The sequence below is a fragment of the Glycomyces harbinensis genome, from assembly GCF_900101745.1.
Lineage (GTDB): Bacteria > Actinomycetota > Actinomycetes > Mycobacteriales > Micromonosporaceae > Glycomyces > Glycomyces harbinensis.
The window spans coordinates 98,101-122,081 of the sequence record NZ_FNAD01000018.1; the positions used below are offsets into that span (position 1 = coordinate 98,101).

Annotated in this window: 22 protein-coding genes; 8 read left to right on the forward strand and 14 right to left on the reverse strand. The window is 71.5% G+C overall.

Going from position 1 to position 23,981, the window contains the following annotated elements; translation table 11 throughout:
• Window positions 1-4: 4 nt before the first annotated feature.
• From BLQ63_RS23355 to BLQ63_RS23365, 3 genes are read right to left on the reverse strand one after another with little or no spacing between them, the layout of a single operon-like run.
• Window positions 5-1,015, reverse strand: coding sequence for an ABC transporter permease (locus BLQ63_RS23355; RefSeq protein WP_091039939.1), 1,011 nt, complete (start codon window positions 1,013-1,015; stop codon window positions 5-7).
• Window positions 1,005-2,024: an ABC transporter permease gene (locus tag BLQ63_RS23360; protein ID WP_091039940.1), complete on the reverse strand. Its 1,020-nt coding sequence runs from the start codon at window positions 2,022-2,024 to the stop codon at window positions 1,005-1,007. Before BLQ63_RS23360 ends, BLQ63_RS23355 begins: the two co-directional genes overlap by 11 nt.
• Window positions 2,021-3,517, reverse strand: a complete 1,497-nt coding sequence (locus BLQ63_RS23365; protein WP_245681069.1) for a sugar ABC transporter ATP-binding protein — start codon at window positions 3,515-3,517, stop codon at window positions 2,021-2,023. The genes BLQ63_RS23360 and BLQ63_RS23365 overlap by 4 nt, the downstream gene beginning before the upstream one ends.
• A 287-nt stretch (window positions 3,518-3,804) precedes the next feature.
• On the opposite strand from BLQ63_RS23365, the gene BLQ63_RS23370 reads away from it, so the two are divergent.
• Window positions 3,805-5,025: a beta-1,3-glucanase family protein gene (locus BLQ63_RS23370; protein WP_091039942.1), complete on the forward strand. Its 1,221-nt coding sequence runs from the start codon at window positions 3,805-3,807 to the stop codon at window positions 5,023-5,025.
• A 175-nt stretch (window positions 5,026-5,200) separates the two neighbouring features.
• Here the strand turns inward: BLQ63_RS23370 and BLQ63_RS23375 are convergent, their stop codons facing one another.
• Together BLQ63_RS23375 and BLQ63_RS23380 are read right to left on the reverse strand one after the other, a co-directional pair.
• A complete protein-coding gene (locus BLQ63_RS23375) occupies window positions 5,201-6,868 on the reverse strand; it encodes a sialidase family protein (protein WP_091039943.1) in 1,668 nt (555 codons plus the stop codon).
• A 153-nt stretch (window positions 6,869-7,021) separates the two neighbouring features.
• Entirely contained in the window at window positions 7,022-8,035 is a 1,014-nt protein-coding gene (locus BLQ63_RS23380; protein WP_091039944.1) for a LacI family DNA-binding transcriptional regulator, read from the reverse strand.
• A 79-nt stretch (window positions 8,036-8,114) separates the two neighbouring features.
• On the opposite strand from BLQ63_RS23380, the gene BLQ63_RS23385 reads away from it, so the two are divergent.
• From BLQ63_RS23385 to BLQ63_RS23400, 4 genes are read left to right on the forward strand one after another with little or no spacing between them, the layout of a single operon-like run.
• Window positions 8,115-9,476 carry an ABC transporter substrate-binding protein gene (locus BLQ63_RS23385; RefSeq protein ID WP_091039945.1) on the forward strand — a complete coding sequence of 454 codons (1,362 nt, stop codon included), beginning with the start codon at window positions 8,115-8,117 and terminating at the stop codon, window positions 9,474-9,476.
• Window positions 9,473-10,408 carry a carbohydrate ABC transporter permease gene (locus BLQ63_RS23390; RefSeq protein WP_091039946.1) on the forward strand — a complete coding sequence of 312 codons (936 nt, stop codon included), beginning with the start codon at window positions 9,473-9,475 and terminating at the stop codon, window positions 10,406-10,408. Before BLQ63_RS23385 ends, BLQ63_RS23390 begins: the two co-directional genes overlap by 4 nt.
• A gap of 2 nt (window positions 10,409-10,410) precedes the next feature.
• Window positions 10,411-11,277 (forward strand): carbohydrate ABC transporter permease, encoded by an 867-nt coding sequence (locus tag BLQ63_RS23395; RefSeq protein ID WP_091039947.1) that lies wholly within the window; start codon window positions 10,411-10,413, stop codon window positions 11,275-11,277.
• 3 nt (window positions 11,278-11,280) lie between these two features.
• Entirely contained in the window at window positions 11,281-13,347 is a 2,067-nt protein-coding gene (locus tag BLQ63_RS23400; protein ID WP_091039948.1) for a glycoside hydrolase family 2 protein, read from the forward strand.
• A 77-nt stretch (window positions 13,348-13,424) separates the two neighbouring features.
• On the opposite strand, the gene BLQ63_RS23405 is transcribed toward BLQ63_RS23400, so the two are convergent.
• The 3 genes from BLQ63_RS23405 to BLQ63_RS23415 are packed head-to-tail and all read right to left on the reverse strand — an operon-like array spanning window position 13,425 to window position 15,261.
• On the reverse strand, window positions 13,425-14,105 hold the full coding sequence (locus BLQ63_RS23405; protein WP_091039949.1) for an ABC transporter permease: 681 nt from the start codon (window positions 14,103-14,105) through the stop codon (window positions 13,425-13,427).
• On the reverse strand, window positions 14,105-14,926 hold the full coding sequence (locus BLQ63_RS23410; protein ID WP_091039950.1) for an ATP-binding cassette domain-containing protein: 822 nt from the start codon (window positions 14,924-14,926) through the stop codon (window positions 14,105-14,107). The genes BLQ63_RS23405 and BLQ63_RS23410 overlap by 1 nt, the downstream gene beginning before the upstream one ends.
• A complete protein-coding gene (locus BLQ63_RS23415) occupies window positions 14,923-15,261 on the reverse strand; it encodes a PadR family transcriptional regulator (protein WP_091039951.1) in 339 nt (112 codons plus the stop codon). The genes BLQ63_RS23410 and BLQ63_RS23415 overlap by 4 nt, the downstream gene beginning before the upstream one ends.
• Before the next feature lie 138 nt (window positions 15,262-15,399).
• Between BLQ63_RS23415 and BLQ63_RS23420 the strand changes: the two genes are divergently transcribed.
• Window positions 15,400-16,212: an isocitrate lyase/PEP mutase family protein gene (locus BLQ63_RS23420; protein ID WP_091039952.1), complete on the forward strand. Its 813-nt coding sequence runs from the start codon at window positions 15,400-15,402 to the stop codon at window positions 16,210-16,212.
• 117 nt (window positions 16,213-16,329) lie between these two features.
• Window positions 16,330-16,692, forward strand: a complete 363-nt coding sequence (locus BLQ63_RS23425) for an Imm51 family immunity protein (protein ID WP_091039953.1) — start codon at window positions 16,330-16,332, stop codon at window positions 16,690-16,692.
• Window positions 16,693-16,709: 17 nt separating this feature from the next.
• On the opposite strand, the gene BLQ63_RS23430 is transcribed toward BLQ63_RS23425, so the two are convergent.
• The 3 genes from BLQ63_RS23430 to BLQ63_RS23440 all read right to left on the reverse strand — a co-directional run bounded on the left by BLQ63_RS23430 (window position 16,710) and on the right by BLQ63_RS23440 (window position 19,419).
• Window positions 16,710-17,156 (reverse strand): PaaI family thioesterase, encoded by a 447-nt coding sequence (locus BLQ63_RS23430; protein WP_091039954.1) that lies wholly within the window; start codon window positions 17,154-17,156, stop codon window positions 16,710-16,712.
• Between the two features lie 169 nt (window positions 17,157-17,325).
• Window positions 17,326-18,639, reverse strand: coding sequence for an extracellular catalytic domain type 1 short-chain-length polyhydroxyalkanoate depolymerase (locus BLQ63_RS23435; protein WP_091039955.1), 1,314 nt, complete (start codon window positions 18,637-18,639; stop codon window positions 17,326-17,328).
• Window positions 18,640-18,783: 144 nt separating this feature from the next.
• Entirely contained in the window at window positions 18,784-19,419 is a 636-nt protein-coding gene (locus BLQ63_RS23440) for a LysE family translocator (RefSeq protein ID WP_091039956.1), read from the reverse strand.
• A gap of 123 nt (window positions 19,420-19,542) precedes the next feature.
• On the opposite strand from BLQ63_RS23440, the gene BLQ63_RS23445 reads away from it, so the two are divergent.
• Window positions 19,543-21,204 (forward strand): hypothetical protein, encoded by a 1,662-nt coding sequence (locus BLQ63_RS23445; protein ID WP_091039957.1) that lies wholly within the window; start codon window positions 19,543-19,545, stop codon window positions 21,202-21,204.
• A 47-nt stretch (window positions 21,205-21,251) separates the two neighbouring features.
• Here BLQ63_RS23445 and BLQ63_RS23450 read toward each other — a convergent pair whose 3' ends face one another.
• From BLQ63_RS23450 to BLQ63_RS23460, 3 genes are all read right to left on the reverse strand, one after another.
• Entirely contained in the window at window positions 21,252-21,788 is a 537-nt protein-coding gene (locus tag BLQ63_RS23450) for a hypothetical protein (RefSeq protein ID WP_143015056.1), read from the reverse strand.
• A gap of 227 nt (window positions 21,789-22,015) precedes the next feature.
• Window positions 22,016-22,663: a response regulator gene (locus BLQ63_RS23455; protein WP_091039959.1), complete on the reverse strand. Its 648-nt coding sequence runs from the start codon at window positions 22,661-22,663 to the stop codon at window positions 22,016-22,018.
• On the reverse strand, window positions 22,653-23,978 hold the full coding sequence (locus BLQ63_RS23460) for a sensor histidine kinase (protein ID WP_091039960.1): 1,326 nt from the start codon (window positions 23,976-23,978) through the stop codon (window positions 22,653-22,655). Before BLQ63_RS23460 ends, BLQ63_RS23455 begins: the two co-directional genes overlap by 11 nt.
• Between the last annotated feature and the right edge of the window lie 3 nt (window positions 23,979-23,981).

Consider the following 23,981-nt stretch of genomic DNA (forward strand, 5'->3'; position numbering starts at 1 on the left):
CCTTTCATGCGGTGCGGCGTCGGCGTCGGTGGAGGGCGCCGCGAACGGCACTGGCGGCGTTCGGGGCGAGGACGGCGGCGATGAGGAGCGAGCCGGTCACGACCGTGAGCGCCTCGGTCGAGACGTGCGCCAGCCGGAGCGCGTTCTGCAGGGACACCAGGAGCACGACCGCGGCGAGCACGCCCGGCAGCGCCCCCTTGCCGCCGAAGATCGACACGCCGCCGAGCAGGACCACGGCGATGACGGTGAGCTCCAGGCCGTACGCGTTGTCGGCGCGAGCCGAGGAGTACCTGAGCGTCCACAGCACGCCGACCAGCCCGGCCATCGCGCCCGAGGTGACGTAGAGCCAGAACTTCAAGCGCCCCACCGCGATCCCGGTGTAGGCGGCCGCGATCGGGTTGGCGCCCGCCGCGTAGACCGACCGGCCGATCGGCGTGGCGTGCAGGACCAGGCCGAACACGATCGCGAGCACGGCCATCGGCGCCAGCACGTTCGGGACGGCGCCCTCCCCGATGTTCCCGAGCGTCCAGCCGGTGAACAGCCGCGGCCAGTCCGCGACGGCCGTGTCGCCCAGCAGCACGTAGGCGAGCCCGCGGTAGAGCGCGAGCGTACCGATGGTGACCGCCAGCGACGGCAGTCCGAAACCGGTGATGAACAGGCCGTTCACCGCCCCGAGCACCGCGCCCAGGAGCACCGCCAGCGGCATGATCGCCTCCAGCGTCATGCCGGCGTTCCACATGACGCCCATGGCCGCGCTGGTCAACCCGACGGTGCTCGCCACCGACAGGTCGATCTCGCCGGTCGTCACGATGAGCGTCATCGCCAAGGCCAGCAACAGGATCGGAGCGAGGTCCAGGATGATGTACCCCGCGTTGCGTGCCGTCCCGAAGTGCTCGACGGTCTGCGCGGCGACGACGAGGAACACCAGCGTCACGCCGATGATCGCGGCGTCCCACGTGGTCGCGGCGCGCAGCAGGGCCGAATCGCGGCGCCGGGCCGGAGCTTCAGTCGACATGGGACCCCTTCTGTCGCAGCGCACGCGCGGCCCGGATCGACACCAGCCGGTCGAGCGCGATCGCGGCGAGGATGAGCGCGCCGATGATGGCCTGCTGCCAGAACTGGTCGATGCGCAGCACCGGCAGGGCGTTGTTGATGACGGTGAGCAGCAGCGCCCCGAGCGCGGCGCCGAGCACCGTCCCCGAACCGCCGAAGATCGCGACGCCGCCCACGACCACGGCCGCGACCACGTTGAGCTCCATGCCGAACCCGGCCGAAGCGTCCACAGTGCCGAACCGCGCCGCGTACAGCACCCCGCCCAGGCCGGCCAGCGATCCGGACAGCACGTAGGCGGTCATGAGCCGCCGCCCGGCCGGCAGCCCTGCGAGCCGGGCCGCCTCCGGGTTCGAACCGAGCGCGTACAGGTCACGCCCGGACCGGTACCGGCCCAGGTAGACCCCGACCAGCACGAGCACGAGGACCGCGACCGCGAACAGGTACGGGACGCCGAGCAGCCGCCCGTTGCCGAAGTCCAGGAAGGCGCGCGGCAGGTCCGAGGCGTTGATGCGCGAACCGCCCGCCAGGAAGTACACGACGCCGCGCAGCACGTACAGCGTGCCGAGCGTCGCCACCAGCGGCGGCACCTTGCCGAAGTGGACGATCACCCCGTTCAGCGCCCCGCACGCCGCGCCCACGGCGAGGCCGAGGACCATCGCCGGACCCGTCGGCATGCCCGACTCGGCCAGCACGCTCGCGGTGACGTACGCCGACAGGCCCAGCACCGAACCCACCGACAGGTCGATGCCCCTCGTCAGCACCACCACCGTCATGCCGCACGCGAGCAGCACCGTGATCGCGGCGGCGAACAGCACGTCCCGCACCGACTGCCCGCCCAGGAACCGCGGGTTGACCGCCGTCGTCACGGCCACCAGCGCCGTCAACGCGACGAGCAGCCCCAGTGCCCGGAACCGCAGCACGAGATCCAAAGCGGTCGAACCGGTCCGGGCCTTCACACCGACGGCGCTCACGCGGCCGCCTCCTGACCCGTGGCGAGCCGCATCACGGACTCCTCGGTCGCCTCGGCGCGCGACAGCTCGCCGGCGATGCGCCCCTCGCGCATCACCAGGACCCGGTCCGCCATCCCGAGCACCTCCAGCAGCTCCGACGAGACCATGAGGACCGCGACCCCGTCGGCGGCCAGCGCCGACAGGAGCCGGTGCACCTCGGCCTTCGTCCCCACGTCGATGCCCCGCGTCGGCTCGTCCACGATGAGCACCTTCGGATTCGTCGCGAGCCACTTCGCGAGCACGATCTTCTGCTGGTTCCCGCCCGAGAGCGTCCCGGCGGCGTCGGTGAGCCGCCCGTACTTCGCGTTCAGCCGCGCACCCCACTCGGCCGCCTCGCGCCGCTCCGCACCCCCGATCAGGAACCCGAAGCGCGACAGGCGACCGCGCCCCGGCAGCGTCGCGTTGCGCAGCACCGACAGGTCCAGCAGCAGGCCCTGCTGGCGGCGGTCCTCGGGCACCAGGGCGACCCCGGCGCGGATCGCGGCCCGCGGATCGCCCGAAGGGAGCTCGCGGCCGCCGACCCGCACGGTCCCGGCGTCCCGGTCCTCGACGCCGAACACGGCCTGTACGACCTCGCTGCGGCCCGCGCCCACCAGCCCGGCGAGGGCCACGATCTCCCCGGCCCGCACCTGGAAGCCGACGTCGCGGCACACGCCCGTGCGCGTCAGGCCCTCGACGTCGAGCACGACCTCGCCGGGTTCGACCTCCTGCTTGGGGAACATCGCCCCCAGATCGCGACCGACCATGCGCCGCACCAGCTCCTCGACGCCGACGTCCGCGAGGAGGTCGGTGGAGACGTGGGCGCCGTCGCGCATCACCGTGACGCGCTGGCACAGCGCCTCGACCTCGTTGAAGCGGTGGGAGATGAACAGGACGGCCGCGCCGCCGGCATCGGCATCACTGCCGGAATCGCCGTCGCGCAGGGCCCGGACCACGCCGAACAGGCGTTCGACCTCGACGCCGGAGAGCGCGGCGGTGGGCTCGTCCATCACGAGCACGCGCGCGTCCAGCGAGATGGCCTTGGCGATCTCGACGAGCTGCTGGTCGGCGATCGACAGGCCCTTGGCCGGCCGGTCGGGGTCCATCGGGACGCCGAGCCGCGCGAACAGCGCCGCGGCCCTGCGGTTCATGGCCGCCCGGTCGATGAATCCGAAGCGGCCCTTGGGCTGGCGGCCGATGAAGAGGTTCTCGGCGACGGTGAGATCGCCGAACAGCGCTGGCTCCTGGTAGATCACGGCGATCCCGGCGGCCATGGCCGCCGCCGTGTCGCTGAAGCGCACCGGCTCGCCGTCGAGCTCGATCGATCCGGCGTCGGGCCGGTACAGCCCGGCGAGGATCTTGATGAGCGTCGATTTCCCGGCGCCGTTCTCGCCGACGAGCGCATGGGCCTCACCGGCGTAGAGGTCCAGGCGCGCGCCGCTCAGGGCCTGGACGGCGCCGAAGGACTTGCTCAACGCGCGGAGGGAGACGACCGGGACGGGTTGGGGCGGAACGGAGTCGGGGTGACGGGCGAGAGCGGACACTGAGCCCCCAGTCAACTGAATCGTTTCAATACATCGATCTAACAAGCACTGTACAAACCCGGTGCGGTCCGGGTCAAGCCCTGTTGTCGGATGCGTACACGCAAGCGCTTGCAGCGCATACGGTGAGCGCTTATGTACGATATTGCCCCTTTAATCTTTAAATAAACCATGCTAATCTCGGCCGAATTCCTCAAGGTCGCACCATTTGGAGGTATTCCATGGTTTCGCGCAGAGCGATGATCACCCTGACCGCCGCCGCCGGCGCGGTCGCCGCGAGCTCCCCCTGGTGGCGCTCGTTCGGCGTCCCGGACGCCTCGGCCGCACCGACCACTTGCGAGCTCGCGCTCGTGAACGACACCGACACCAACGCCGTCAACGCCTACGTCACCGGGCGCGAGTTCGGGACCGACCGCATGATGCTCCTGCGGGCCGGGCAGGGCCCGTACTACATCGAGGAGCCCGGGGGACCGAACACCCCGCTCCCGGTCGACGCCGCGATCCCGCTCGGCGCCCCCGGCGCCGCCCCGGTCGTGGTCACGCTGCCGCGCATGTACGGCGCGCGCGTCTACTTCGTCCGCGAGTCGAAGCTGGAGTTCTTCGTCAACCCCGGGCCGGCGCTCGTCGAGCCCGCGCTGCACAACGAGGCCGACGCCAACTTCGGCAAGATCGTCTCGTTCTGCGAGTTCACCTTCAACGACGTGCAGCTGTTCGCGAACGTCAGCTACGTCGACCTCGTGACCGCCCTCCCGATCGGGATGCGGCTGCAAGGGGACGGCGACCACTCGGTGGCCCCGCTGCCGGCGAGCGCGGTCGAGGCCATCGCGGCCGACCTCGAGGCCCAGCAGGCCGAGGACGGCTACCCGTGGGGCGACCTGGTGATGCACGGCGACTCCGGCATCCTGCGCGTCATGTCCCCGCAGAACATCATGGCCCCCCATGTTGGCCAGCCGGACATGCCCTTCGCCGACTACTGGAACGGCTACGCCGACCAGGTGTGGGAGAAGTACCGCGGCACCGACCTGCGCATCGACCTCCAGGGCGGGCGCGGGGTGCTCACCGGCCGCGTCAACGGCGACAACCTCGTCTTCGACGACGGCTCGACGTTCGCCAAGCCCGGGTCCTGGGACGTCTTCACCTGCAACCACGGGCCGTTCGCGAACGTCCCCACCGACAACGACGCGAAGAAGGCCGCCCTGGCGCGCCTCGCGGCGGCGTTCAACCGCAGCACCGTCCACAGCCACGCCGACCAGCCGAACGGGCCCGGCGTCGCCGACTTCTACACCAATCCCGTCACCAACCACTACGCCCGTGCGGTGCACGCGAACTCGCCGATCGGGTACGCCTTCCCGTACGACGACGTGACGCCGGACGGCATCCCGGACCAGTCCGGTGTCGCCTTCGACGGCAACCCGAGCAGGTGGACGCTCACGGTCACGTGAGAGAGCGCTCCCTGACATGAATTCGGGCCGCATCTCGGCAATGCGGCCCGAATTCATGCGCTATACACCGATCGATCACTGGTTATATCGATCACGAGGTAATCCATTCACTCTTGGGGTTGCGGGCGCCGCGGCGCCCGCAACCCCAAGAGATCGACAGGACTGAAGACTCCTCTCAGGACGGCACGTTCCAGACCTGCGTCCACAGGCCGTTGCAGTCGTAGATCTGGAGCTTCGTCCCGTCCGCGGTGCCCCCGGCCGAGATGTCCAGGCACCGGCCCGACTGCGGGTTCAGCAGCGACCCGTTCGCCTGCGGGGTCCACACCTGCGCCCCCGAGCCGTTGCACTCCCACAGCTGCACCGGCGTGCCGTTCGCCGTGCCCTGCGCGTCCACGTCGAGGCACTTGCCGAACGACCGGAGCGAACCGTCCGCGTACCGCGACCAGTCCTGGCCCGAGGCGATCCCGCACGCGTAGATCTGCGCCCGGTTCCCGTTCGCCGCGCTGTTCGTGTCCACGTCCAGGCACTTGCCCGTCTGCGGGTTCACCACCGCGCCCGTCGCGCCCGGCAGCGTGCCGATGCCGAACCGGACCTCGCACTGGTTGTTCTGCCCCAGCCAGGTCGCCGCCAGGTACAGGAAGCTCGTGCCGTTCTCGCGTGGGATCGCCGGCGTCGAATAGCCCGGGCACGAGGGCACGCCGCTCGCGTAACCGCCCGTGGGATTCACGGTGACCGGCGCGGTCGCCTCGAACCAGTCGCCCGCACCGAGGTTCCGGTTCGCGAACAGGACCGTGCCCGACTCCTCCAGCACGGTCTTGTTCCCGGTCGGCCCCGCGACCACGCGCTGGCCGGAGATGAGCAGCGTCCCGTTGGGGCCGCCGCCGGGAGACCATGAGACGTAAGGGGTGTGGAGGAGTTCGCGGTCGTCCGAGGTCTGCACGAGGGTGCCGCGGTCGCCCGCCGCGCCCCAGTTCAGGCCGTCCTCGCTGAACTTGATGTAGACCTCGCACGCGTGGTCGGCGTTGGTCGCGTCCCGGCACAGCTCGTAGCTCATGACGAAGCGCCCGTCGGGGAGCTCGGCGAAGGTCTGCATGCCCGGGCGCAGCAGGTTGTCGGCGGGGAAGACCACGTCGTCCTGGATGCCCGAGCTCCAGCTCGCGCCGCCGTTCGTCGACGTGTAGTGCGCGATCTTCTGGTTGTTGGTGGCGCCGCCCGAGGGCCGCTCGTCGGAGATGAAGCACGCCAGCGTGTTGTTGTCGGCCACCAGGAACGTCGGCTCCCAGATGCCCTGGCCCCACGAGTTCGGCTGGCCCGAGGTCTGGGTGCAGTTCGACAGGTACGACCAGGTGTAGCCGCCGTCGGTGCTCTTGAAGACCTCGACCTTCTGCGCGGTGTAGTCGCCGACGTCCCAGGCGGTCCCGGCGGCGAGCAGGTCGCCCGCGTTGAGCCCGTTGATGTTCCGCGGCACCTCGAAGAGCGTGGGGGCCTCGAGGTCCCAGCCGGCGGTGTTCGAGCCGATCTGGCTGATCTGGCTCCAGCTCTGGCCGCCGTTGGTGCTGCGGTAGATCGGGAGCGTGGTCGGGGCGTTGTGGCCGCCCTTGGCGAACGTGGCGAGCATCGTCTCGTTCGCCGAGCCGTCGTGCTCGAGGCCGATGGCGCGCGGGTAGCCGGCGGTGCCGCTGGGGAACGTGGAGAGGTTGGGGGAGTAGAGGACCGTGCCCGGATACGCGGCCTCTGCCGGGGCCGCGACGAGCGCCTGCGCGCCGGCCGCGGCCAGCACCGCGGCCGCGAGGAGCGCGGCCCAGCGCCGCGCCTTGGCGGTCCACTGTCTTGTCACCGTCATGGGGGTTGCCTCCTGTGGAGATGGGCGCCTGCGGCTTTGCAGACGTTGCAAACACCATCTCAGTAATTTGCCGACGTTGCAAGAGGCTGTTTCGGGGGCAAATCGACCACGTGCCTGATCAAGGCGCGGCCGGATTCCGATCGGGACGGAGCCCTAAACGGCGGCCGTGCTCTCGCGGACGACGAGCCGGTGCGGGGCCACGACCTCCTCGGCCGGGGCCGAGGGGTCCTCGATCCGCGCGGCGATCCGGCGGACCGCCTCGCGGGCGATGAACGGCGTGTCGAGGGAGACCGTGCTCAGCGACGGCCGCGCGAACCGGCCCTCCTCGATGTCGTCGATCCCCACGACCGCCACGTCCTCGGGCACGCTGAGCCCGGCGTCGAAGACCGCGCGCATGGCCCCGACCGCGAGCAGGTCCGAGAAGCAGAAGATCGCGTCCGGGCGCGGGGAGAGCGCCATGAGCGCCGTCGCCGCCTCGTACCCGTCGGTGCGGCTGTAGTGCGGCGCGGGGGTCGCGTACGACGCGGGCGCTTCGAGTCCCGCTTCCTCAAGGGCCGCTTCGTAGCCGGCGGTGCGCAGCAGCGGCGTCGAGTACTCCTCCAGCGGTTGCGCGCCGATCGCGGCGATGCGGGTCCGCCCGCTCGCCACCAGGTGCGCGACGGCGTCCCGCGCGGCCTGTACGTTGTCGATCGCCACGTGGTCGAACCGGCCGTCGAACTCGTGCTCCCCGAGCAGCACCAGCGGCATGTGCTCGGAGCGGTGCATGTCAAGCAGTTCGGACTTGGTCACCAGCGGGCTGAAGAGGATCCCGTCGAACAGCATCGTGCGGTCGTCGCCCATGAGCAGGCGCCGCTCGCGCTCGTGGTCGTGGCCGGTCTGGTCGATCATGACGCGGTAACCGAACTCCGCGGCCGCGTCGATCACGTCCCGGGCGAGTTCGCTGAAGTACGGTACGTCGATCTCGGGCACCACGAGCGCGAGCATTCCGGTGCGCCCGGTGCGGAGGGTGCGCGCCACGGGGTTGGCCCGGTAGTCGAGCTCCTCGATGGCGCGCAGGACCTTCTGTCGCATGCGCTCGCTGACATGCTCGTAACCGCTCACCACGTTGGAGACGGTGCGGACGGAGACCTGCGCCAGTTCGGCGACGTCGCGGAGTGTTGCCGGCATACGGCCCATCCTACCGTTTGCAACGTCGGCAAAGGGGTGCTAGATTTTGCACACGTTGGCAAATCACAAGGGAGTGCCCATGCAACGCCACCACCTCCGACGACGCGCACTGCTCGCGTCCGCAGGCCTCGCAGCCGCGGCCCCCGCCCTCGCGGCGTGCGGCCCCGACATCACCGCAGGCGAGGACTCCGACGAGTCCCGCCTCCTCAAGGCGCCCGAAGGCGACAGCCCCGAAGGCGAGATCACCATCTGGGACCGCTCCGGGGACCTCTTCGAGGTCTTCGAAGGCGTCATCGCCGACTTCAACGCCGCCTATCCGGGCATCAAGGTCAACCACGTCGCCGTCGACATCGACGCGAAGCTCCAGAACACCCTCATCACCGCCACCGACGTGCCCGACGGCGTGTTCCTCGACGACGCCAAGATCGGCGGCTTCGCCGACTACCTGTGGGACCTCAGCGACGTACTCGCCCCTTACGCCGCTGACATCGCCCCGCAGAAGCTCGACGTCAACACCATCGACGGCGGCATCTTCGGGGTCCCCTTCGACCTCGACCCGGGCCTGCTGTTCTACAACGCGACCGCGCTCGAAGCGGCCGGCGTCGACGTCGAGGCCATCGAGACGTACGACGACCTCCTCGCCGCCGCCCGCGCCTACCAGGCCGCCGTCCCCGGCTCGGCCCCGATCCACCTGGAGCAGTCCCCGTTCCTCGGCCAGCTCCAACTGGAGATGTACGCGAACCAGCTCGGCACCTCGATCGCCGACGCCGACGGGCAGCTGCGCCTCGACACGCCCGAATTCGAGCGCATCCTCACCTTCCTCGACACGGTCCGGCAGGAGGGCCTGGGCACTCGCGCCGAGTACCTGACGCCCACCGACATCGCCGAACTCGACAACGGCAACCAGGTCTTCTACCCCTGGGCCATCTGGTTCAGCTTCGCACCGGAGCAGACCCTCACCGAGACCAGCGGCGACTGGCGCGCGACCCAACTGCCCTCCTGGGACGCCGGCGGCGCCCGCTCCGGCGCCATGGGCGGCTCCTCGTTCGTCCTCCCCAGGGACGGCGCGAACGCCGACCTCGCCTGGCTGTTCTACGAGTTCCTCATGTTCGACCCGGCCGGGTACGCCGCCGTGTGGGGCCCCGGCGACGTCTACCCCGAGGGCCTGGCCACCTCCATCCCCAGCTACACGCCCGCGGCCGACCCCGCCGCGCCGCTGTACGGGGCGATCACCGCGCTCGGCGGCCAGGACCTGTGGGCCGTCGCCACCGAGGCCGGGGCCGAGATCCCCGGCGGCACGCCCACGCCCGCATGGTGGGCCGGCGCCGTCGACTACCTCGGCAACGACCTCCAGCGGATGCTCGACGGCGACCTCACCCCCGGCGAGGTGCTCACCCAGTCCACCGACGCCATCCAGACGAACCTGGTCGACCGCCAATGACGACCCTCCCGGCCACCCGCTCCGCCGCCGACCGGGCGGCGGAGCCCCGGCGCGGGCGCCGCCACGGGGGCACGCGCCTGCGCCGCCGCCTCGCGCCGTACGTGTTCGTGGCGCCGTTCCTCGCCGTGTTCCTCGCGTTCAGCGTCTACCCGCTGTTCTTCACCGCCCGACTGAGCTTCACGAACTGGCGCGGCACCGGAGCCGCGGAGTGGGTCGGCTGGGACAACTACACCTACCTGCTCTCGAGCCCCGCGTTCTGGGGCTCCCTGGGGAACTCCGCGGCGCTGTGGCTGCTCATCGTGCCGGTCCAGATCGTCCTCGGCATCCTCGTGGCCGTGCTGCTCAACAACGCGAAGCTGAAGCTCCGGGGCCTGTACCGCGTCGCCTTCATCGTCCCGTTCGTGACGCCGCTCGTGGCCGTCGCCCAGATCTGGGTCGTGCTCTTCGACGGCCGGTACGGCGCCGTCAACGCGTTCCTCGGCCTCTTCGGCATCCCCGAGATCGGCTGGCTGACCACCAGCGCCTGGGCCAAGCCCACGCTCGCGCTGCTGTTCCTGTGGAAGACCACCGGGTTCATCGTGATCATCCTGCTGTCCGGGCTCCAGTCCATCAACGGCGCGATCTACGAGGCGGCCGAACTCGACGGCGCCTCCAAGTTCCGTCAACTGTGGAGCATCACGGTGCCGCTCCTGCGGCGCACCGTCATGTTCGCCGTGGTCCTCCAGACCCTCGCGGTCTTCCAGATGTTCGCCGAGCCGTTCGTGGTCACCCAGGGCGGCCCGTACAACTCCACGACCACCGCGGGCTACTACCTCTACAACCACATCACCCGGGCCGACCTCGGCACCGGCGCCGCGAACTCGTTCCTGCTGGTCGTCCTCGTGATGGCCCTCTCGCTCGGGTTCGTCCGCCTCCTGCGAGCGAAGGACTGACGATGACCTCCACCAACGCCGTCCGCCGCGAGCGCCCGCGCATCGGCTCGCACGTGTTCCTCATGCTCCTGCTCGTCGCGTTCCTCGCGCCCGTGGCATGGGCGCTGCTGTCGGCCTTCAAGCCCGCGAACGACATCATCCGCTCGCCCTTGACGTTCGATCCGACCGCGTTCACGCTCGACAACTACACGGCCATGTTCCAGGACGTCCCCATCGGACAGGGGTTCGTCAACACCGCGATCGTGCTGCTGTTCAAGGGCGCCATCACGATGTTCTTCGCGCCCCTGGCGGCGTTCGCCTTCGCGAAGTATCGCTTCTGGGGCCAGAACCTCGCCTTCGGCGCCGTGCTCATCACGCTGATGCTGCCCACGATCGTGCTGATCATTCCGCTGCTGCTGGAGATGAAGACGCTCGGCTGGGTCAACACGTACCAGGCGCTCGTCCTGCCCGGCGCGGTCGACGCGTTCGCGATCTTCTGGATGCGCCAGGTCATCAGCGCGGTGCCGGACGAACTGCTCGACGCCGCCCGCGTCGACGGCTGCGGCGAGTTCGCCATCTTCTGGCGCGTCGTCGTGCCCGTCATCCGCCCGGGCCTGGCCGGGCTCGGCGTGCTGACCGTCATGAACATCTACAACGACTTCGTCTGGCCCGTCGTGGTCGCGAGCTCCGAGCGCATGGCGACCCTCCAGGTCGTGCTCTCCACGCTCGCGCAGAACATCACCGGCAACCGGATCGGCGCCGACTACGCCACCGTCACCGGCGAACTCCTCGCGGCGAGCTCCGTCGCACTCATTCCGCTGCTGGTGCTCTTCATCCTGCTCCAGCGGCATTTCATCAACGGCATCCTCGCCGGCAGCGTGAAGGGCTGACGCATGACACCGAACCCGTTCCCGATCCCCCGCCCCGAGTACCCCAGACCCGACCGCGACCGGTCCGCGCGCTGGCGCAACCTCAACGGCGTCTGGGACTTCGCGGCCGAGGGCTACGACGGGACGATCACGGTCCCGTTCGCCTGGGAGAGCGAGGCGTCGGGCGTGCACCGGACCTGGATGGAACGGGGCGTCTACCGGCGCACCGTGACCGCGCCGTCCGATTGGGACGGGTCACGGGTCGTGCTGTCCTTCGGCGCGGTGCACCACCACGCGGTGGTGAGCGTCGACGGCGTCGTGGTCGGCGAGCACACGGGCGGGTACGAGTCCTTCGAGATCGACGTGACCGGAGCCCTGGCGCCCGGCGTCGAAGCGGTGCTGGAGGTGGCGGTGACCGCTCCGGCCGACAAGCGCGCGATCCCGCACGGCAAGCAGCGGTCGATCCCGCGCGACGACTACGACGGGGTCTCGTTCACGCCGACCTCGGGGATCTGGCAGACCGTGTGGCTGGAGGCCCGGGGGCGCACGTACGCGCGCTCGGTGGTCCTGCGCGGCGACAGCCTCACCGGGATCGACGTGACCGTGGCACTCGCGGGCGACGCCCCCGCCGGGCACGCCGTGACCGCGACGGTCGCGGGCCGGACGGTGTCGCTCACCGCCGACGGCTCCGGCACCGCCAAGGGCCGCATCGAACTCGACGATCCTCGACTGTGGACACCGGCGGACCCGCACCTCTACGAGGTCGAGATCCGCACCGGCGACGACCGCGTCATCGCCGCGACCGGGCTGCGCCGCTTCGAGGCCCGCGGCGAGGAGCTGTACCTCAACGGCGACCGCGTCTACCTGCGCGGCGTGCTCGACCAGGGCTACTGGCCCGACACCGGACTGACCGCGCCCGACGCCGACTCGCTGCTGCGCGAGCTCGAACTCGCGCGCGGCCTCGGATACAACCTGGTGCGCAAGCACCTCAAGTTTGAAGAGCCCCTGTGGCTCCACGAGGCCGACCGCACCGGGATGCTCGTGTGGGCCGAGCCGGCGTGCCCGAGCCGCTTCTCGCCCGAGGCCGCGGCCGCGTTCGAGGCGCAGCTGCCGGCGATGGTCGAGCGCGACGGGAACCACCCGAGCATCGTGATCTGGGGGCTCTACAACGAGGAATGGGGCCTGGACTGGGACATCCCCGGGAGCCCGGCCCGCGCCGAGGCCGCCGTCCGCGCGTACGAGCGGCTGCGCGAACTCGACGACACGCGACCGATCGTGGAGAACTCCGGCTGGTCCCATGTGCGCACCGACCTGGTCGACTGGCACTACTACGAACCGGACCTGGGCGAGTGGAAGGACGCCGTCGCGCGCCTGGCCTCGGGGGAGCAGGACGCGTTCGCGGTGCGGCTCGGCCCGGACTTCACCGTGGACAAGTCGTTCTACGGCTCGCCCGACGTGCCCCGCCGGGGACTGCCGATCGTCAACAGCGAGTACGGCGAAGGCTTCACGAGCCTCGAACGCGCCTGGCACCTGCGCTGGGAGACACAGGAACTGCGCCGCCACGACCGCTTCGCCGGCTACGTGTACACCGAGTTCGCGGACGTGGAGCACGAGGCCGCGGGGCTGCTCGACATCGACCGCCGCGCCAAGGACTGGGGCGGGTGCGTGCCCGCCGACGTGAACGCCGAGACGGTGCTGGTCCTCGACATGGTCCCGGCCGCGGCCGGTGCCGACATCACCCCGCCGGACTCGCCGTTCCGACTCGACGTCCATGTGTCCCATCACGGCGGGACCGAAGTCAGCGGGACGGTCCACGCCGCGTGGACCGCGCCCGGCACACCGACCGCCACGGTCGCCGCACCGGTGGCGAGCAGCGAGCCGGTGAAGGCCGAGCCGTTCCAGCTCTCGCCCGCCGCGACCCTTGCCGTCCCCGCGGTCGACGGTCCGGCCCGACTGCTGATCTGGCTGGCGGACAACGAGAACCGCACGATCGCCCGCGCGTTCCTCGACGCCGCCGAGATCGAGCCCCCGAACCGCCGGGGCGCCCGCCCCGGCGAGTTCGAAGGCGCCCCGATCCCGGGCATCGCCTGACGGAGGACGGGCCCGGTCCCCTGACCGGGCCCGTTCTCCGTACCGGACCCGCCGCCCGACACCGGGCGGCGCACGGCCTAGGCCGAGCGCGGCTCCGGCAGCTTCTGCGGCTGGAGCCGCACCACCGCGGCGATCCACGCGGCGCAGGCGCACAGCAGCGCGACGACCGCGAAGTGCGCCAGCCCGTCCCGCAGGTGGTCCGATCCGACCGGGTCGACCGCGTACCCGGTCAGTTCCCGCGTCGACCACAGCGGCAGCGCTTTGGCAAGCGCCCCTTCGGGATCGGCGATCATCTGCGTGGCCATGACCGCCAGCAGCGCGAGCGCGCCCTCCAGCTCGCGGGGCAGCACCAGGCTCACCACCGCCCCGAGCGGCGCCGCGATGAGCACGGTCGTGCCCAGCAGCAGCCCCACCGCCCACAGCCGGTTCACGTCCTGCGTCGCGGCCACCAGTCCGAAGTAGCCCGCCGCGAGCGCCAGGCCCATGCCGACGAGTGCGAGCTGCCTGCCGAGCAGGAGCGCCGTCGGGGAGGCCCCGACCACGGCCAGGCGCCGGTCCAGGTGGCGGGCGCCCACATGCGAGAACAGCGCCAGCGTCGCCACCGCCCAGCCCACGCCGAGGGCCAGGAACCGGATGGCCTGGCCCTGCATGTCGCTCCGCGCGGCGTAGAACGCCAGCGGCAGCACGATGACCAGGATCAGCGCGGCGCGCCGGCGCCCGGTCTCCCGCAGACTCGTCCCCGCGATCGTCCAGAGCATCAGCGGTCCTCCGTTCCCTTGAGTTCGAGCACATGGTCGACGCGGTCGAGGTCGTGCAGCAGATGCGTCACGACCAGCACGCCCGCGCCCGCGTCGCGCCAGGCGTAGACCTGCGTCCACAGGTCCAGATAGGAGTCCTGGTCGAAGCCCTGGTACGGCTCGTCGAGGAGGATCAGCTCGGGCCGGTTGAGCTCGCCCAGAACGACGTTGAGCTTCTGCTGGGTGCCGCCCGACAACCGCGCCGCGACGGCCCCGGCGCGCGGGCGCCAGCCCAGGCCCGCCGCGAGGTGGGTCCCGGTCGCGACGGCCCGCCTGGAGCCCATGCCGTGCACCGCGCCGAAGAGCCGGAAGTGCTCCTCGGGAGTGAGATAGGGCGCCACGCCGTGCTGCTGGGGCGCGTAGCCGATGCTCGCCGCGCGCTCCACGAGGCCGGAGGTCGCCTTGGCGGCGCCGGCGCAGATGTCGAGCAGCGTGGACTTCCCCGATCCGTTCGCGCCCACGACGGCCGCGACCTCGCCCGCCCGCAGCGTCAGGTCGACGCCTCGCAGCACCTCGCGGCGCCGGTACCGCTTGACCACCTTGGTCAAACGCAGGACCACCGGTCCGCGGGTCCTCGTCAGCGCCGCGAGCGGAGCGGGCCGGGCGGCTCTGGCCATCCCGGCCGCGTACGCCGCGGCCGGGCCGAACAGCTCGGCCGGGTCGACGCCCGCGGCCCGCGCCTCGTCGCGGCTGTCCTCGGCCAGGCGCCGCGCCTCGCCGGGGGCCACGCCGCGCTCGACGAGCAGGCGGGCGAGGGACTCGTGCCACCGGGCGCCGCTCATGACTCCTCCACCGCGGTCGCCGCGCGCGAGGCCATGCGGTCCATGACGTCGCGGAACTCCCGCCACACCGCGACCCGCTCGGCCGCGGCGTCCCTTCCCTCACCGGTCAGTTCGTAGTACTTGCGGCGCGGACCCACGTCCGAGGCCGCCCAGTCGGCGCGCACCAGCCCCTGCTTCTCCAGGCGCAGGAGCGAGGGGTAGAGGGTGCCGCCGGGGATGTCCCCGAAGCCGGAGCCCGCCAGGCGCTGCGTCAGCCCGACGCCGTAATCACGGCGTTCGAGCAGCAGGCAGAGCAGGCACAGGTCGAGGAAGCCGTGCAGCCATTGCTGTCTCATCGTTTCCAACACGGTAGAAAGGCTAACTGACTAGCGGTACATAGTCAAACTGCCTACTGCGGGCGCGGTCGCCCGCTCCGGCCGTTGATGTCGATCCATGGCCAGCCACGAGGCGACATCACTGGTTTGATTGGCGGCATGACGAACGACAAAGCCGCACGCTTCCGCTCCCTCCACACCACACCCCCGCTGCGCCTCCCGAACTGCTGGGACGCCGGCAGCGCCGCGGTCATCGCCGCCGCGGGCGCCGAAGCGATCGCGACCACCAGTGCCGGGATCGCCTGGAGCCTCGGGCGCCCCGACGGGGACGCGATCGACCGCGAGACCGCGCTCGCCGCGATCGAGCGAGTGGTCAAGGCCGTCGACGTGCCGGTCACCGCCGACATCGAGAGCGGCTTCGGCGCCACGCCGAAGGACGTCGCCGAAACCCTCGCCGCGGTCGCCGGCACCGGTGCGGTCGGCGTCAACATCGAGGACTCCGACGTCGGGACGCCCGGCGCGCTGCGCCCGATCGCCGAGCAGGCCGAACGGTACGCCGCCGCCCGCGAAGGGGCCGGCGCCGACCTGTTCATCAACGCGCGCATCGACGTCTACCTCATGGGCATCGGCGAGGAGGCCGCCCGCCTCGACGCCGTCGTCGAGCGCGCGGGCGCCTACGCCGAGGCCGGCGTCGACGGGATCTTCGTGCCCGGCGTGGCCGACGCGGCGGTGATCGCCGAACTGGTGCAGGCGATCCGGCTGCCGCTCAACGTGCTGGCCGGCCCCGGCTCGCCGACGCCGTCCGAACTCGGCAGGCTCGGCGTCGCCCGCATCAGCCTCGGCAGCGGCGTCGCCTCCGCGGCCTACGGCGTGGCCCGGCGGGTCACGCTCGCCCTCCTCGAAGAGGACGCCTACGCCCCGGGCGAGGGCGGCGCCGACTACGGCACCATGCAGGGCCTGCTCCTGCGCTGACCCCGTTCGCCGCGCGGTCGCGGCCACGGCGGCCGGCGGGGCAACCCGCCGGCCGCCCCGCCCGACCTCACCGCCGCACGGAAGGCACTGTCGGTCGCTCCCGCTAAGCTCGCGGGCATGTCAGAACGACCGGAATTCGCGAGCTTCCCCAACGTGACGTTCGTCGAGGGCGAGACGAACGACTCGGTGATCTACAGTCCCGGCGGCTCGGCCGACATCCACCTGCAGGAGGTCTTCGCCGCCCACGGGCTCGAAGGCTCCGGCTACGACTGGCAGTCGGCGGTGCACGCCGCCCTGGTCGAGCGCGGTCCGCTGCTCGAGCGGTTCGCCTTCGACTCCGAGGCCGGCATGTTCTGCGCCTACGGCACCGACCGCGAGGCGCTCGGCGAGGTCGCGACGACCCTCGAAGCGCTCCTCGCCCAACCGGTGAAGCTGGTGGAGGCGCTGGCCGTCGCCGCCGAACGCGACCTGTTCGACTAGCGGGCCGAGCCGAGACCTCACTGCTGCGGGGCGTCTCGGATCATGCAGGTGAGGCGGCCGGTGCACACACGCCGGCCCTCGTCGTCGCTCACGATGATCTCGTAGGTCGCCGTCGAGCGGCCCCGGTGGATCGGGGTCGCCACCCCCTCGACGCTCCCCGAGCGGACCGCCCGGTGATGCGTCACGTTGAGGTCCACGCCGACCGCGATCCTGCCGGGGCCCGCGTGGAGCATCGCGCCCACCGAGCCGAGCGTCTCGGCCAGGACCGCCGAGGCCCCGCCGTGCAGGAGCCCGTAGGGCTGCCGGTTCCCCTCGACGGCCATCCGCGCCACGACCCGCTCGGCCGCAGCCTCGATCACGTCGATGCCCATGCGGTCGCCCAGCTCTCCGGCGGAGAACAGCCTGTCGAGGTCCATGCCCGCACCGGCGAACCGCTCGCGCACCTCAGGGGGAATCTCGGTCATGCCTGGCGGCTCCGTTCCGTCCGGGGCCGCGCGGGACCGCGCGGCTCTCGGCACAGTCTAGGTCGGCTCCGGATTCTCACGGCGCCGTCGCCCGCTTCGCCCCGGCCCGGGCATGCGGCGGGGCCGCGGGCGCGAAAGCGCCTGCGGCCCCGCCGCTCTCCAGGGGGTGTCAGGCAGGTGTACAGGTCACCGTCGGGGTCACTGCCGATCCCGTTCCGATGAAGCCCCAGGCCGACGATTTCGTCTGGCCCGCGTTCACCGTACCGTTCCAGTCCACATCGGTCGCGGTCACGGTCGACCCGCTCGAGGTCACGGTCGCGTTCCAGGAACTGGAGATCGTCTGGCCGGCCGGCCAGGTCCACGTCAGCCTCCAGCCGCTGATCGCCGCGTCGCCCGCCGTCACGTCGACGTTGGCCTGCCAGCCCGAGTTCCACGAGCTGACCACCTTGACGGCCGCCGAGCACCCGCCCGCGGGCCCCGCCGTGGGGCTCGTCGTCGGGTCGGTCGGCCCGCTCGTCGGCGAGGTCGTCGGCTCGGTGTCCGTGTCGTACCCGAAGAACTCCAGCGCCCGCGACGCCATGCCCCACGCGTACAGGTTGTGCCCCGTCCCCTGCAGGCTGATCGCCTCGACCGCGGCCTGGGCCCCGGTGCCGCCGTAGCGGGTCCGGTTCCAGTTCGTCTGCGGCACGTCGGAGAGGTCCGGGGTCTGGTCGGTCCCGTGGACGTTCGTCCACTGGTCGATCTGCTCCTGGAAGTTGGGGTACCGCAGCGTGTCGTCGTTGGTGCCGTGCCAGATCTGCATCCGCGGCCACGGGCCCGAGTATCCGGCGTTGTTGGACCGCACCGCGTCGCCCCACTGCTGCGGGGTCCGGTTGATCGTGCCGCCCGAGCACTCCGAGTTCCACTCGGAGCCGTTCGTGGTCGCGAAGCACGTGTACGGGACGCCCGAGAAGGCCGCGCCCGCCTCGAACACCTCGGGGTAGACCGCGAGCATCACGTTGGTCATCATCGCGCCCGAGGACACCCCGGTCGAATAGACCTGGTCCGGGTCCACGTTGTACCGCGCGTCGACCCAGTCCATCATGGACTTGACGCCGACCGAGTCGCTGCCGCCGCCCGACAGCGAGGCCGGGGACGAGACGTCCCAGCACTTGCTCGACCGCGTCACCGACGGGTACAGCACGACGAACCCGTGCTGGTCCGCCAGCTGGGCCCACTCGGTGCCGCTGTGGAAGGCCGGACCTGAGCCGGTGCAGTAGTGGAGGGCCACCACCAGCGCCGGCTCCGGGTCGACGTTGTCGGGCACGTACAGGTACATCTGGAGGTTGCTGGGGTTGTTCCCGAAGTTCGTGATCTCGGTCAGGCTCGCCGCACTGGCCGGCCTGGGCATCATGACCGCGACGAGGGCGGCCGCCGCGACGAAGATCGCGGCCGCCGCCGCGACCAGTCCTCGCCGCACGCGCGGGTGGGTTGCAACTGACATGGGGTCCTCTCTAGACGCTGCCGGGGCGTCGGGACGGCCCGGGGATCAGGCCGTGCGAGCCGGAAGAAGGAACGGGGGTCGCAATGAGGGTCCACACACTATATATCTATGGACTTCGATATGCAAGCGCTCCCAACACGGCGCTCAGGCCCGTTCGCCCGCCGCCGCCGCGATGCCCAGGCCGATCAGGGCCGTGCCCCCGGTCCGCCCGAGGATCAGCCTCGGCCGCGGCTTCTTCAGCGCCTCCCGCGCCGCCGAGGCCACCAGTCCCCACACCGAGTCGCACGCCGCGCACAGCACCGCGAACGTCCCGCCCAGCAGCAGCATCTGCATCGTCGCCGAACCGGCCGCGGGGTTCACGAACTGCGGCAGGATCGCCAGGAAGAACAGGATCGACTTCGGGTTGAGCAGGCCCACCATGAAACCCTCGGCCATCGTCGCCAGCACCCGCTTCGGCGAGTCCGCCCCGTCCTCGGGAGACGCCATGAGGCCCTTGCGGTCCCGCAGCGCCTTCACGCCCAGGTAGACCAGATACGCCGCGCCCGCGTACTTCACGATCGCGAACGCCAGCGCCGACTCGGTGATGAGCGCCCCGAGTCCGACCGCGACCAGCGCCGAGGAGCAGAACGTGCCCAGCGCGTTGCCCCAGGCCGTCAGCACGGCCTGCCGTCGTCCGTAGGCGATGGCGCGCCCGACGACGAACATGACCGACGGGCCGGGGATCAGGATGAGGATGAGGGAGGCGACGAGGAACGCCAGGAACTGCGGAGTGCTCGACATGCACCGATCGAACCATCCGCGCGGCGGGTTGGCAACCGCGTATCCGGTCCCGTGGACCGGCCCGATCCGGGGTGACGCATGATACAGGGATCCTGTCCACCCCCCTTCCACACAGGAGCATGCATGGACCGCCCCACCGGCACGGGGACCCAACCGCCCCACGACAACCCGACACTGACCTTCCGACGGCCGGCGGCAAGCGCCTTCCCGCCGCCGCGCTCCTACAGCCCGCCGGTGCACCCCCTCGGCGACGCCGCCCGCGTCGCCGGCGGCCTCGCCCTGCTGGCCCTCCCGGTCGCCGCCCTGGTGCTCGCGTACCTCCTCCCCACGATCCGCACGATCCAGCTCAGCCGCATCGAGCACCTCGGGATCTTCGACGACTCCAACGCGATCGGCCCGGCGAACTACGACGACCAGATCGCCGGGGGCGCCTTCGTCGACGGCCTCGCCCGGCTCATCGGGCCGATCCTCGTGACCGTCCTCATCGGAGCGGTGCTGGCGCCGCTGCTCGCGTGGGTCCTCCACCGCTCCGGCGCCCGCACCCGCGCCGCCTCCCGGATCGTCTGGACGCTCGCCGCGGTCGCCTTCGCGCCCACCGCGGTCACCGTCGCCTGGATCGCGGACCGCGTCCTGTCCGGGAGCGACCGCGAACTGGGCGTGTACGACTGGACCGGGCTCCTCGCCGGCGTCGTGCTCGGCCTCGGCGTCCTGGCCGGGCTCGCCGCCCAGCGCGGCGGCGCCGCCACCGGCAGGCCCGCCGCCGGGGCGCTCACCGTCGCCGGGCTGAGCGCCTTCGCGCTCGTCGCCGCCGGCCTCCAGTCCTTCGCCTACACCTCGGTCAGCGAGGTGCCCGGGGACGCCCCGCCCCCGGTCGTCCAGATCTTCGAGGGCCTCTACGTCGGCCGCAACATCGGCACCGCCGCGGCCGTCTCGGTGCTGCTGCTGACGATCCTCGCCGGACTCGGCCTCGCGGCCGCCGTCCTGTTCCTGGTCTCGCACCTCAGGATCGACGTCACCGCCGGCCCCGCCGAACCCGACAGGGCCCGGCCCCTCGCGCTCACCGCAGGGATCACCGCGCTGGTGCTCGCCCTCGCCGCGGTCGGCTACTTCCTCCTGCCGTGGATCACCCGGATCGGCGAAGGCCCCGACGGCGACTACGACCTGTGGTTCATCATCCGCCAGACCTGGGGCCCGCCCCTGGTCACCACCGCCGTCGCCCTCGCGACCGCGCTCATCGGCGGCTTCGCGATCGGCGCGCTGCGCCCCTTCGGCGACGGCTCGCGCTGGCTTCTGCTCCTGTTCGCGCCCTGGCTGTTCGTCGGCTCCGGGCCCCTCGGCGCGGCCAACCTCGAGGCGATCGCCGAGGACGGCGAATGGATGGTCATCGGCTCGTTCCCGGCCCGGGTCTGGGTCGCCATCCCCGTCCTGTTCCTGTTCACCGCCCTGTTCTGGGGCCTGGAGGACCGCCGCCGCGCCGCCCTGCACGAAGGTATGTCCGAAAAGGACGCCCGCCGCGCGTTCGTCGCCGGCGCCTGGCCCATGACGGCGCTCCTGGGCCTCGCCCTGCTCCTGGTCTTCGGCCAGGACGTGTTCTGGCAGCAGATCACCTGGCAGGGGATGCTCTCGACCGGCTACATGATGCACGCCCTGGAGAACCTCGACTTCGAGCACACGGCGGTCACCCTCGGCTACCCGATCCCCGTGCTCGCCGCCGTCGTCCTCGCGGCGCTGGCCCTGGCGATCTGGTACCTGCCGAAGGTCGCCGTCAAGGTCGGCCGCGAATAGCGGTAGAGGGGCCGGCTGATGCCGGCCCCTCTACCGCGCGTTCAGGTTCAACTGCGGACGAACTCGATGTCGTGGAAGCGCCGCGCCGCCGTGTCGTAGTGCAGCCGCGCGCCCTCCATGTAGCCGAACAGCGCGCCCCACTCGTCGTGCTCGGCCTCGGGGAACAGCGCCACCAGGCCGCACTCGATGTGGCCGCCGTGGCCGATGACCAGCCCCGCGTCGCCCGGACCGAGCGGCGACATCAGCTCGCCCCACTGGCGCCCGAGCGCGTGCGAGTAGTCGCTGACGGCGCTGCCGCGGCGGCCCACCAGCCGCGCCAGCCGCGTGAACGGGGCGCCGACGTCGTGCGAGGCCGCCTGCGACTCCTGGAGGAACGCGTTCACGTTGTGCAGCGTCGGCAGTTCGGTGGTCACCGCGAAGCCCATCGCGATCGCCGTCTCCCTCGCCCGGGGCGCGACGCTGGTCGCCACGACCTCGAACGGGCCCATCAGGGTGCCGGACCAGCGGGCGAGCTCGACACCCTCCTGGGAGAGATGGACGGCCTCGTCCCCGTTGCGCTTGCTGTGCCGACGGATCTCGAGCATGGGCATAAGGGCGGTCTCTTCTCTTCTCGAACACGCTGGACGGCAGGGCGGAGCGTGCGGTGCGGCGGCGGTCCGCCTCGAGCCTACGCGGCCCGGCAGCCCCGGGCCAGGACGGCTGCGAGACCTACATTAAGGCTCCGGTCGCACTGCGGCGCAAGAGCCCTCCCGCAGTCCAGAACGGTGCGAACCGCCCGCCCGGGCGCATCCGCCGCCCGCCTTCACCCGGCTCAGCGGCCCTTCGGCTGCAGCAGCCCGCGCTCGTAGGCCGCGGCCACCGCCGCGGCCCGGTCGTTGACCTCCAGCTTCGCGTAGACGTGCACGAGGTGGGTCTTGACCGTCGCCTCCGAGATGAACAGCTCCGCCGCGGTCTCCCTGTTGCTGCGGCCCTTCGCGATGAGCGCCAGCACCTCCAGCTCGCGGTCGCTCAGGGGCCCCGCCGCGGCGGGCCTGCGGACCCGGTCCATCAGGACCGACGCGACCGACGGCGCCAGCACCGTCCCGCCCTCGTGCGCCGCCCGGATCGCCCGCCGCAGCTCCTGCGGCGAGGCGTCCTTGAGCAGATAGCCCGCAGCCCCCGCCTCGATCGCCGGCAGCACGTCCGAATCGGTGTCGTACGTGGTCAGCACCAGGACCTTCGCGGGCACGCGCAGCGCCGCGAGCTCCCTGATGGCCGACACGCCGTCGGTCCCGGGCATCCGCAGGTCCATGAGGATGACGTCCGGCCCGAGCGCGAGCGCCCGGTCCACCGCCTCCCGCCCGTCCGAGGCCTCGCCGACCACGTCGACGTCCTCGGTCCGGTCGAACATGCCGCGCAGCCCGTCGCGCACCACCGGATGGTCGTCGACGATGAGGACCCGGATCGGCTCAGGCGCCATCGGGCACCGCCTGCGCGATCGCGGGGACGCTCGCCGACACCACGGTGCCCCGGCCCGGCTCGGACTCGATCGACAGGCGCCCGTCGAGGCGCGCGACGCGCTGGCGCATCGCCGACAGCCCGTAGCCGCCCTTCCCGGAGGCCCTGGTGCGGCCCGGTTCGAACCCGAGCCCGTCGTCGCGCACGTCGATCGCCAACTGATCCTCCATATAGGAAAGTGTGATGCCGACGCGGCCCGCCTCGGCGTGCTTGGCCACGTTCGTCAACGCCTCCTGCGCGATCCGCAGCAGCGTCACCTCGACCTCCGGGTGCATCGGCCGGGCCTCGCCGGTCGTGACCAGCTCGACCGGGACCGACTCGGACGCCGACCACTTGGACGAGACCTCCGCGAGCGCCTCCGGCAGCTGCGAGGCGTCCAGCGTCGGCGGCCCGATGGCCTGCACGGTCCGGCGGGCTTCGGCGAGGCTGTCGCGGGCGAGGTCGAGCGCGGAGTCGAGGTGGCGCCGCCGCTGCGCCTCGTCGTCGGTCCCGTCGACCGCGTGGAGCTGCGCGATGATGCCCGCCAGGCCCTGCGCGACGGTGTCGTGGATCTCGCGGGCCATGCGCTGGCGCTCGTCCAGGACGCCCGCCTCGCGGGCCTGGGTCATCAGCTGCATGTGGAGCCCTGCGTTCTCCTCCAGCGCGGCCTCCCTGGTGCGGAAGGCCTCTTCGCGCTCGGAGTTGAGCCGCGACATCTGGTCGTTGAGCCGGAATCCGACGCTGATGGCGGCGATCTGGACCACCACGACGATCGCGTAGATCAGGACGCCCTCGGTGGTGACCCCGCCGCTGAGGATCGAGGAGTTGACGACGAGCGACGTCGCCGCGATCCCGGCGACCACGACCCTGTGCGGCCGCAGGAGTCCCGCGTGGAAGAAGCCGGTGATGCCGAAGATGAAATAGAACATGTCGCGGCTCATCAGCACCGCGCACAGGCCGATCATGACGAAGAAGTACAGCGTGAAGCGCCACGCGTGGGCGTCGCCCCGTTTGAGGGTCGCATACCCCCACAGGGCGATCGCGGTCTTGGAGGGCCGGCGGGTGTACATCGCGAACACCCACAGGGCCGCGACGGCCGCGATCGCGAGGGTGGTGAGGCGGAAGCCGACGCCGCGGTCCGTGACGAGCTGCGTCAGGCCGGCGCTGAACACCAGGGTCGCGTAGGGGAGCCATTCCATGAACCGGTTGTACTTGAAGTCGATCTTGGACTGGCGCCGCTCGTACTCGGCGGCGTCGTCGAGCGTGCGCTCACCGCTGCTGCGCGACCCTGGCGTCATGAC